The 2,025-nt window shown below is 60.7% G+C and carries 4 protein-coding genes and 1 pseudogene; 4 read left to right on the top strand and 1 reads right to left on the bottom strand.

What is annotated here, in order from left to right; genetic code table 11:
- A partial coding sequence (gene ruvX, locus EN893_RS31005) for a Holliday junction resolvase RuvX (RefSeq protein ID WP_128362055.1) occupies nucleotides 1-231 on the bottom strand: 231 nt, incomplete at its 3' end.
- 123 nt (nucleotides 232-354) lie between these two features.
- Between ruvX and EN893_RS31000 the strand changes: the two genes are divergently transcribed.
- The 4 genes and pseudogenes from EN893_RS31000 to EN893_RS39570 form a co-directional block, all read left to right on the top strand.
- Nucleotides 355-1,062: a metal-dependent hydrolase gene (locus EN893_RS31000; protein ID WP_127271675.1), complete on the top strand. Its 708-nt coding sequence runs from the start codon at nucleotides 355-357 to the stop codon at nucleotides 1,060-1,062.
- 24 nt (nucleotides 1,063-1,086) lie between these two features.
- Entirely contained in the window at nucleotides 1,087-1,503 is a 417-nt protein-coding gene (locus tag EN893_RS30995) for a hypothetical protein (protein WP_127271676.1), read from the top strand.
- A gap of 118 nt (nucleotides 1,504-1,621) precedes the next feature.
- Complete coding sequence (gene gatC / locus EN893_RS30990; protein WP_127272494.1) at nucleotides 1,622-1,909, top strand: Asp-tRNA(Asn)/Glu-tRNA(Gln) amidotransferase subunit GatC; 288 nt, start codon at nucleotides 1,622-1,624, stop codon at nucleotides 1,907-1,909.
- Nucleotides 1,910-1,917: 8 nt separating this feature from the next.
- Nucleotides 1,918-2,025 (top strand): annotated as a pseudogene (locus EN893_RS39570) (N-acetyltransferase); the annotation flags it as partial.

The following is a 2,025-nucleotide window of genomic DNA, read 5'->3' as shown; positions in this document are numbered from 1 at the left end:
GATCGGCAGCCCAATCACCACCGCGCCGGCATTCTCCTTCCGCAGCAAGGCGAGCAGCACCGCCGCATCGAGCGAGAATTTCCTTCGCATGATGACCGGGCGCGGATGGGCGAAGGAAAATCTCTGGTCCGAGACCGCGACGCCGATCGTCTTGTCGCCGAGGTCAAGTCCCGCCAGCGTCTTGCCGCCGGTCAGCCGCGCCGGCAATTCCTCGATCGTGATAATGCCCACCGGCCGTCCTTCGCCTTTCACCACCACGTGTTTTGTCAAACGCGTGGTGGACACAGTAACCCTTTGATCTCGGGGCCGTCGGCGTTCTATCCTTTGGCAAGACAAAAATCGAGGAATGCATTCATGAAACTGACCTGGTACGGCCACTCGGCCTTTCGCATCGAGACCGCTGATGCCAAGATCCTCATCGATCCCTATCTGATCGGCAATCCGTCCTGGACGGGCGGCTGGGAGGGACCGGCGGAGGGAATCACGCATGTACTGCTGACGCATGGCCACAGCGACCACATCAGCGGCGCGCTGGAAGTGCTTGGCAAAAGCGGCGCCCAGCTAGTCGCCAATTTCGAGATCTGCATGTACCTGGTCGGCAAGGGCGCCAGCGACAAGAAGATCAACCCGGGCAACATCGGCGGCACCGTCGATTGCGGCGGCTTCACCACCACTTTCGTCCAGGCGCTGCATTCATCCTCGTTCCCCGGCGAAGGTGGCCAGAACACCTATCTCGGCAATCCGGGCGGCCTCGTCCTGCATTTCCCGGAAGACAGGACGCTCTACCACATGGGCGACACCGACATCTTTTCCGACATGGCGCTGATCAACGAGCTGCACGAGCCGAAGATCGGCCTGGTGCCGATCGGCGACCGCTTCACCATGGGCGGCGCGGTGGCGGCACTTGCCTGCCGGCGCTTCTTCAAATTCGACACCGTGGTTCCCTGTCATTTCGGCACCTTTCCGATGATCGATCCGACCGCCGACAAGTTCGAGGCCGGCCTGGAAGGATCCGGCATCAAGGTGGCTTTGCCCAAGATTGGCGAGACGATTACGATTTAGAAGCAGCCAAAATGGAATAAAACCATGGCTTTGAGGCAATCTTTTTGCGTTTCCATACTGGTCGCGGCGTCGCCCGCGCTCGCTGCGGATGATTTCATCGAAGGCATCTACCTTCAGTCCGAGGAGCTTTGCAAACAGGCCAAGAAGGGCACGCTGCAAACGCTGATCGACGCCGGCAACATCGTGCTTTCGGCGTACGGCCTGCAAAGCGTCGAATACAATTGCGAGTTTCTGCAGATCAGCAAGGCGACGGCTTCGCCGAGCTGGGCGGTGACGGCCATCTGCCAGGAACCGGGTTATGTCTTTCCCGACGTTCTCTCGGTGACGCAAATGAACGCGAAGCAGATCGATCTCGTGTCGGTTCGGCCCGTCGACGACGAAAGCGAAGCAAGCGGCAACAGCGGCAGCTACTATCTGTGCGAGGGCGTTGCCCTGCCATAGACGTATTCTGAGAGCCGACGAGCGGGCCGCCGCCACAGCCTGGCCTCTCGCACGATGCATGTTGCGCAGCGCGCGCGGCGCCGCTATAGCCCGAACTGGTTTTCCCCGAGGCAAAAACATGTCCGTAGATCTTCAGACAGTGAAGCGCGTCGCGCATCTCGCCCGCATCGCGGTGAGCGAAGAGGATGCCGAACGGATGACCGGCGAGCTGAACGCCATTCTGGGCTTCGTCGAGCAGCTGAACGAGGTCGATGTTTCCGGTGTCGAGCCAATGACCTCGGTGACGCCGATGGACATGAAGAAGCGCAGCGATGTCGTCACCGACGGCGGCAAGGCGGCCGACATCGTCGTCAACGCGCCGGCGACCGAAGAGAATTTCTTCCTCGTGCCGAAGGTCGTGGAGTAAGTCCGCCGATGGCAATCGAGATCGCCATTGAGACGCCGCTCCAGGACGACCTGCGCGGGCTGGTCACCGAACTCAACGAGACCTTGCTCGAACTGACGCCGCCGGAGCATTGCTAC

Source organism: Mesorhizobium sp. M7A.F.Ca.CA.004.04.2.1 (genome assembly GCF_004022825.1).
Lineage (GTDB): Bacteria > Pseudomonadota > Alphaproteobacteria > Rhizobiales > Rhizobiaceae > Mesorhizobium.
This window is presented reverse-complemented; position numbering and strand designations above follow the sequence as displayed.

Coding starts and splice junctions, on each gene's coding strand:
- gatC (WP_127272494.1), top strand. CDS start 1,622: ATGTCCGTAGATCTTCAGACAGTGAAGCGCGTCGCGCATCTCGCCCGC.
- EN893_RS31000 (WP_127271675.1), top strand. CDS start 355: ATGAAACTGACCTGGTACGGCCACTCGGCCTTTCGCATCGAGACCGCT.
- EN893_RS30995 (WP_127271676.1), top strand. CDS start 1,087: ATGGCTTTGAGGCAATCTTTTTGCGTTTCCATACTGGTCGCGGCGTCG.